The following is a 7,355-nucleotide window of genomic DNA, read 5'->3' on the forward strand; positions in this document are numbered from 1 at the left end:
GGTCGCCTCCCCCGCACGTGCGAAGCCCCTCCGCCCCACCGGGCGGAGGGGCTTCGCACGTGCGAGGAGACCCCTCCCGCAGGGCTCGGGGGTACAGTGCGGAGACCAGCAGACCGCACCGTGAGGCCCCCTCGTGTTGACACAGACGACCACCCGGGTCCTCGAACCCGCCGACCTCGGCGCCGCGCTCGCCGTCCTGGAGAGCGCCCCCGTCGAGAACGCCTTCGTGGCCGCGCGCGTCCAGGTCGCCGGGCTGGACCCCTGGCGGCTCGGGGGCGAGATGTGGGGCTGGTACACCGAGGGCCGGCTGCGCTCCCTCTGCTACTCCGGCGCCAACCTCGTCCCCATCTGCGCGACGCCCGAGGCCGTCCGCGCCTTCGCCGAACGGGCGCGCAGGATCGGCCGCCGCTGCTCGTCGATCGTCGGCCCGGCCGAACCCACCTCCGCACTGTGGCGGCTCCTGGAGCCCAGCTGGGGCCCCGCCCGGGACGTCAGGGCCCGCCAGCCGCTGATGGTCACCGAGGAGCCCTCCGCCACCGTCACGCCCGACGCGCTCGTGCGCCGCGTCCGCAAGGACGAGATGGAGGCGATCATGCCCGCCTGCGTGGCCATGTTCACCGAGGAGGTCGGCATCTCCCCGCTCGCCAACGACGGCGGACTGCTCTACCAGGCCCGGGTCGCCGAACTGGTCGGGGCGGGCCGCTCCTTCGCCCGCATCGAGGACGGCAAGGTCGTCTTCAAGGCCGAGATCGGCGCCGCGACCCGCCAGGCCTGCCAGATCCAGGGCGTCTGGGTCGCCCCCGAGCACCGCGGCAAGGGCCTGTCCGAAACCGGTATGGCCGCCGTGCTCCGGTACGCCCTCGCGGACGTCGCACCCGTCGTCAGCCTGTACGTCAACGACTACAACACCCCCGCGAGGGCCGCGTACCGCCGAGTCGGCTTCCGCGAGACGGGCGCCTTCATGAGCGTGCTGTTCTGACGCCCCGGCCGCTTGTAGGGTGCGCCGCATGGATGACGCAGAGGTCGTGATCGGGCCGGTCAATCTCGCCGCCCGGGTGGACGAGGCCCTCGACGTGCAGGCGCTCGCCTTCGGCCTGGACGCCGGCGAGGTCGCCGTACGCCGCCACATCGTGCTGCGCCACCTGCTCAGCCCCGGCGCCCGCGCCTACGGGGCCACCACACCCGACGGACGGCTCGTCGGCTTCGTGTACGGCATGCCCAACGACCGCACCCACTGGTGGTCCACCGTCGTCGAGTCGTACCTGCGGGCCACCGGCACCGCCGACTGGCTCGACGACTCCTTCGTCATCACCGAACTCCACGTCCACCCGGACTTCCAGGGCCGGGGCGTGGGCCGGGAACTGATCACCACCATCACCGACGGCGCCGCGGAACCCCGCTCGATCCTCTCCGCGATCGACATCGACTCCCCGGCCCGCGGCCTCTACCGCGCCCTCGGCTACCGGGACCTCGCCCGCCAGGTGCACTTCCCGAGCGCCGCCCGCCCGTACGCCGTGATGGGCGCGCCGCTGCCGCTGCTGCGCCGGAACTGATTTCTCCGACCAGGGGCGGCCCGGCTAACCTCGGGGCCATCAACGTCAGTCCCGGCAGGAGTACGAGAATCATGGCCAACGCACCGGTCCAGCGCATGTCCCAGTTGATGGCGAAGACGCTGCGCGACGACCCGGCGGACGCCGAGGTCCTCAGCCACAAGCTCCTCGTGCGCGCGGGCTACGTCCGCCGCACCGCCGCCGGCATCTGGAGCTGGCTGCCCCTCGGCAAGAAGGTCCTCGCCAACGTCGAGCGCATCGTCCGCGAGGAGATGGACGCCATCGGCGCCCAGGAGGTCTCCCTCCCCGCCCTCCTGCCCCGCGAGCCCTACGAGGCGACCGGCCGCTGGGAGGAGTACGGCGCCGAGCTGTTCCGCCTCCAGGACCGCAAGGGCGGCGACTACCTCCTCGGCCCCACCCACGAGGAGATCTTCACCCTCCTGGTCAAGGACCAGTGCTCGTCCTACAAGGACCTGCCGGTCATCCTCTACCAGATCCAGACGAAGTTCCGCGACGAGGCCCGCCCCCGGGCCGGCATCCTGCGCGGCCGCGAGTTCCTCATGAAGGACTCGTACTCCTTCGACACCGAGGACGAGGGCCTCGCCCAGTCCTACGCCCTGCACCGCCAGGCCTACCAGCGCGTCTTCGAGCGCCTCGGCCTCGACTACCGCATCTGCGCCGCCACCGCGGGCGCGATGGGCGGCTCGAAGTCCGAGGAGTTCCTCGCCCCGGCCGAGGCCGGCGAGGACACCTTCGCCGACTGCCCGAACGGCGACTTCGCCGCCAACACCGAGGCGATCACCTACGAGCTGAAGCCCGTCGACGGCTCCGGCGTCGCGGCGGCCGAGGAGATCCCCACCCCCGACACCCCCACCATCGAGACCCTCGCCGCCTCCCTCGGCGTCCCGGCCTCCGCCACCCTCAAGAACCTCCTCGTCAAGGTCGACGGCGAGATCGTCGCCGTGGGCGTGCCCGGCGACCGCGAGGTCGACCTCGGCAAGGTCGAGGCCCACTTCGCGCCCGCCACCGTCGAGATGGTCACGGAAGCCGACTTCGCGGCCCGCCCCGACCTCGTCCGCGGCTACGTCGGCCCCCAGGGCCTCGACAAGGTCACGTACATCGCCGACCCCCGCGTCGCCCCCGGCACCGCCTGGATCACCGGCGCCAACAAGGACGGCATGCACGCGAAGAACGTCGTCGCGGGCCGTGACTTCGAGGTCACCGAGTACGTCGACGTCGTCGTCGTCCAGGAAGGCGACCCGTGCCCCAAGTGCGGCACCGGCCTCAAGCTGGACCGCGCCATCGAGATCGGCCACATCTTCCAGCTCGGCCGCAAGTACGCCGACGCCCTCAAGCTCGACGTCCTCGGCCAGAACGGCAAGCCCGTCCGCGTCACCATGGGCTCCTACGGCATCGGCGTCTCCCGCGCCGTCGCCGCCCTCGCCGAGCAGACCGCCGACGACAAGGGCCTGTGCTGGCCCGCCGAGGTCGCCCCCGCCGACGTCCACGTCGTCGCCGCCGGCAAGGCCCTCCAGACCGAGCTCGCCCTCGAAGTCTCCGACAAGCTCGCCGCCGCCGGGCTCCGCGTCCTCGTCGACGACCGCCCCGGCGTCTCCCCGGGCGTCAAGTTCACCGACTCCGAGCTCATGGGCGTCCCCAAGATCCTCGTCGCCGGCCGCCGCGCCGCCGAAGGCGTCCTCGAACTCAAGGACCGCCGCACCGGCGAGCGCCAAGAACTCACCACCGAAGAAGCCCTCACCCACCTCACCAACTGATCCCCGGAGCCCCTCTGACGGTCCCCCCAGGGGCCTGGCGGTTCCCCCAGGGGCCTGGCGGTCGCCCCGGGCCCTGGCGGTTCCCCGGGCCCCTGGCGGTCGCCTCGGGCCCCTGGCGGTTTCCCCGGGTCCCTGGCGGACCCCCGGGGTCTCTGGCGGTTCCCCCAACCCGCCCGGCGGTTCCCCCGCCGGGCGCCCTGGCGGGCCCCGTGGCGGGCCCGCCACCCTGGCGGGCCCCAACTCCGGCGGCCCGCCGCCCGCCCTCTGTCGCGCGGCCCCGCCCAGGGCCCGCCACCCTCGCGTCGTGCGGCCGCGCCTCCTGGCTGCTGCCGACCCCCGTGCGCCCTTACGGGCTGGCGCCCGCCGCCGACCCCCGTGCGCCCCTACGGGCTGGCGCCCGCCGCCCACCCCTGAGCGCCCCCACGGGCTGGCGCCCCGGCCCCCTGCCGCCCACCCGCCCTGCGGGCAGGCGCCCCGTGCCTGCGCCCTCCCCCGTGCGGGCTGGCGCCCCCACTCCGTCGCCCACCTCCGTGTGGGCTGGCGCCCTCATGCCTGCCGCCTACCTGCCGTGTGGGTTGGCACCACCCTGCCCGCACCCACCCCCGTGCGGGCTGGCGCCCCCACTCCGTCGCCCACCTCCGTGTGGGGCTGGCGCCCTCATGCCTGCCGCCCGGCCGCCGTGTGGGTTGGCGCCCCTACCCCGTGGCCCACCTCCGTGTGGGCAATCGTCCCGCTGGGGCGGGACGGGTGGGCACACGGGACGGCGCCCCCTGCCGGGCCAAGGCTTCCGCGCCTGAGCCAGCACCCCGTGTGCGGCGCCGTCGTGGGTTGTGCCCACCCGTTCCGCCCCTGCGGAACAGCTGCCCACAACCCAGGTGACAGCCGGGAAGGCGCGGGTGCTGCCGCCCGCAACAAGGGTGGCAGCCGGGTGGGCGTGGTGCTGCCCGCAACCCAAGTGGCAGCCGGGACAGCGAGGACGCCGCCCGGAACCCGGGTGGCAGCCGCGAGGGCGAGGGCGCCGCCCGCAACCCGGGTGGCAGCTGGGAGGGCGAGGACTCTGGCCGCAACCCGGGTGGCAGCCGGGACAGCGAGCGCGCTGCCCGCAACCCGGGTGGCAGCTGGGAGGGCGAGGACTCTGGCCGCAACCCGGGTGGCAGCCGGGACAGCGAGGACGCCGCCCGCAACCCGCGTGGCAGCCGGGAGGGCGAGGACGCTGCCCGCAAACCTGGGTGGCAGTCGGGACAGCGAGCGCGCTTTCCGCAACCCGGGTGGCAGCCGGGAGGGCGCGGGTGCTGCCCGCATCCGGGTGGCAGTCGGGAGGGCGAGGGCTCAGCCCCGAAACCCGGGTGGCAGTCGGGAGGGCGCGGGTCAGCCCACAATGCGGCCAGGAGGGCGCAGCCCGCATTCCAGACGGCGGGGGCGCAGCACAGCGGCCCGGGCAGGCGGGAGCGGCCCGTCACGTTCGGGCGTCGGGCTCGGTGGGGGTGGGGTCGATGGAGGGGCCGGTGAGGTCGCCGATGGAGTCAAGGGCGGCGGCGCGGCCCTTGAGGTAGGCGTCGGGCGGCGGCAGCGGCAGCGTCGGCGCCGAGGCCTCGGACTCGGACGGCGCGGAACCCGGCGCGGCGCGCTCAAGGAAGCGGAGGAGCTCGACGGGGATGGGGAGGACGAGGGTGGAGTTCTTCTCGGCGGAGACGGCCATGACGGTCTGGAGGAGGCGGAGCTGGAGCGCCGCGGGCTGGGCGGACATGACGCCCGCCGCTTCGGCCAGCTTCTTCGAGGCCTGGAGTTCGGCGTCGGCGTTGATGACGCGGGCGCGCCGTTCGCGGTCGGCCTCGGCCTGCCGGGCCATGGAGCGCTTCATGGTCTCGGGCAGGGAGACGTCCTTGATCTCGACGCGGTCGATGGCGACGCCCCAGCCCATGGCGGGGCTGTCGAGCATGAGTTCGAGGCCTTGGTTGAGCTTCTCGCGGTTGGAGAGGAGGTCGTCGAGGTCGCTCTTGCCGATGATGGAGCGGAGTGAGGTCTGGGCCATCTGGGAGACGGCGAACTTGTAGTCCTCGACGCGGATGAGCGCGTCGGCGGCGTCGACGACCTTGAAGTAGACGACGGCGTCGACGCGGACGGTCACGTTGTCCCGGGTGATGCCCTCCTGGGCGGGCACGGGCATCGTGACGATCTGCATGTTGACCTTGTGGATGCGGTCGACGACCGGAACGATCATGGTGAAGCCGGGGGAGCGGATGTCGCGGCGCAGCCGCCCGAAGCGGAAGACGACGCCGCGTTCGTACTGCTTGACCACCCGCGCCGCCGCGCCCGCGTACACCGCGGCCGCCGCGGCCGCGCCGGCCGCCGCTATGAGCAGCTCTTGGATCATCACGGCCCCCTGGAATCGAGCCGAACAGTACAAAAAGGGTATTCCCCTACAGCCAGCTCGCGAACTCCAGGAGCAGCTCGGCATCCTGCCGCCGTCCCGCGGTCAGCGCCCGCGTTCCCGATTCGACGGCGCGGAAGAGGGTCCAGCCCCGCAGCCGTTCCCGGTCGAGGTCCAGGGAGTCGGCAAGCTTGTTGACCCGTCGGCGGGCCGCCGAGGCGCCCGAGGAGGCGGCCACGAGGTCCTCGACCCGGTCGCGTACGAGCCGGGCGAGGTCGTAGGCCCGCTCGCCGACCAGTGGCTCGGGGCCGACGGCCAGCCAGGGGGCCCGGTCGCCGGCGAGCACCTTGCCCTGGCGGAAGTTGCCGTGCAGCAGCAGGGACTCGGTGGGGGCGGCGACGAGCTCCTCGCGGGCGGCGAGCGCCGCGGCGGTCAGTGCGGCGGTCTCGGTCGAGGTCCCGGAGGGGTCGGCCCCGGCGAGGTACGGGTCCATGGCCCCGGCCTGGCGGGCCGTGCGCTCGGTGACCGTCTCGAAGCCGTGCCCGGCCGGGGGCTCGACCCACAGCTTGCGTACGGTCCCGGCCGCTTCGAGGAGCGCCTTGGCCTCGGGCAGGGAGCGCAGCGAGACCTCGGGGTGGAGGCGTTCGAGGACGAGCGCGTCCTGGCCGGCCTCGTCGAGGAGCTGGACCGCGCCCCAGCCGTTCCAGTGCGCGAGGGCGTCCCGTTCCAGGTCCGGCCGGGCGAACGGGGGCGCGATCTTGAGCGCGGCGGGGGAGCCGTCGGACCGTCGTACGAGGGCGACGAGGCTGCTCCGTCCGCCGGGGGCCATCACCCGTTCGGCGTCGAGGGAGGCGTGGCCGAGCGCCTGGTCGGCGAGCTCGGGCAGCTTCGCGAGCCACTCGGCCGCCGCGGCGTCCCCGTACGTCTCGCCGAGTGTCCTGGCGAGTCGCTGCGGCGGTTCGAAAGCCATGCGTGCGTCGTGTCCTTCGGTCGGGTCGGGGCTCACACCCGCTCGGCGAGCCCAGGAAAGGTTACGTCGCTGCCGCGCCAGCGGACGGCTCGTACCGCCGTCTCCCGGAGCGCGGCGGCGGCCTCGCGGCGCTGCGGGCCGCCGGTGGCCCGTACGAGGTCGGAGTAGGCGCCGGCCACCCGGTCCTCCAGGATCGCCGCCAGGCGCACGGCGCCGGCCGCGTCCGCGACCCGGAAGGGCAGCTCGTACGCGGCCTCCGAGGCGACGGGCGTGCCGCCGAGGTCGCGGACGGTGCGGCGCAGCGCGTCCCGGCGCGCCCGGTGGGCCTCGTAGGCCGCGGTGGCCTCGGGGCGCCGTTCCGCGCCGATCCGGCCGCCGACGACCCCGTACCCGTACACCGCCGCGTGCTCGGCGGCCAGGGCGGCCTGGGCCGCGTCGAGGGCGGTCATGCCCGTGCTCCTTCGGTCAGCAGGTAGGCGTGGGCGGCGCCGGCCGCCGCCACGGAGGCGAGCAGCCGCGCGTACTCGGGCGGGGCGGTGAGCAGGGCGGCCGTGTGCCCGTCGGCGGCGGCGCGGGCGGCGTCGGCGAGCTCCTTCAGCGCCGCCCGGGGGTCGGCGGGCACCGGCACCGGCGCGGGGCCCGCGGGTGTCGTCGCGGCGGCGGGCGCGGTGGCGGGCGCGGTGGTGGAC

The 7,355-nt window shown here is 74.6% G+C and carries 6 protein-coding genes and 1 pseudogene; 3 read left to right on the forward strand and 4 right to left on the reverse strand.

The window, feature by feature from the left end; genetic code table 11:
- Window positions 1–133 precede the first annotated feature (133 nt).
- The 3 genes from MRBLMG1_RS14555 to MRBLMG1_RS14565 all read left to right on the forward strand — a co-directional run bounded on the left by MRBLMG1_RS14555 (window position 134) and on the right by MRBLMG1_RS14565 (window position 3,325).
- On the forward strand, window positions 134–979 hold the full coding sequence (locus tag MRBLMG1_RS14555) for a GNAT family N-acetyltransferase (RefSeq protein WP_367824330.1): 846 nt from the start codon (window positions 134–136) through the stop codon (window positions 977–979).
- 28 nt (window positions 980–1,007) lie between these two features.
- Window positions 1,008–1,553 carry a GNAT family N-acetyltransferase gene (locus tag MRBLMG1_RS14560; RefSeq protein ID WP_367824332.1) on the forward strand — a complete coding sequence of 182 codons (546 nt, stop codon included), beginning with the start codon at window positions 1,008–1,010 and terminating at the stop codon, window positions 1,551–1,553.
- A 71-nt stretch (window positions 1,554–1,624) separates the two neighbouring features.
- Window positions 1,625–3,325, forward strand: coding sequence for a proline--tRNA ligase (locus MRBLMG1_RS14565; RefSeq protein WP_367824334.1), 1,701 nt, complete (start codon window positions 1,625–1,627; stop codon window positions 3,323–3,325).
- Between the two features lie 1,456 nt (window positions 3,326–4,781).
- Here MRBLMG1_RS14565 and MRBLMG1_RS14570 read toward each other — a convergent pair.
- The 4 genes and pseudogenes from MRBLMG1_RS14570 to MRBLMG1_RS14585 all read right to left on the reverse strand — a co-directional run.
- Complete coding sequence (locus MRBLMG1_RS14570; RefSeq protein ID WP_367824336.1) at window positions 4,782–5,699, reverse strand: slipin family protein; 918 nt, start codon at window positions 5,697–5,699, stop codon at window positions 4,782–4,784.
- Window positions 5,700–5,745: 46 nt separating this feature from the next.
- The gene (locus MRBLMG1_RS14575; protein ID WP_367824337.1) at window positions 5,746–6,666 is read right to left on the reverse strand and encodes an aminoglycoside phosphotransferase family protein; all 921 of its coding nucleotides are present in this window, start codon (window positions 6,664–6,666) and stop codon (window positions 5,746–5,748) included.
- A 32-nt stretch (window positions 6,667–6,698) separates the two neighbouring features.
- Window positions 6,699–7,115: a ferritin-like domain-containing protein gene (locus MRBLMG1_RS14580; protein WP_367824339.1), complete on the reverse strand. Its 417-nt coding sequence runs from the start codon at window positions 7,113–7,115 to the stop codon at window positions 6,699–6,701.
- Window positions 7,112–7,355: pseudogene (locus tag MRBLMG1_RS14585) on the reverse strand (hypothetical protein); the annotation flags it as partial. The gene MRBLMG1_RS14580 and the pseudogene MRBLMG1_RS14585, both read right to left, overlap by 4 nt.

The organism is Streptomyces sp. LMG1-1-1.1, from assembly GCF_040815545.1.
In the GTDB taxonomy this organism is placed as follows: Bacteria; Actinomycetota; Actinomycetes; order Streptomycetales; family Streptomycetaceae; genus Streptomyces.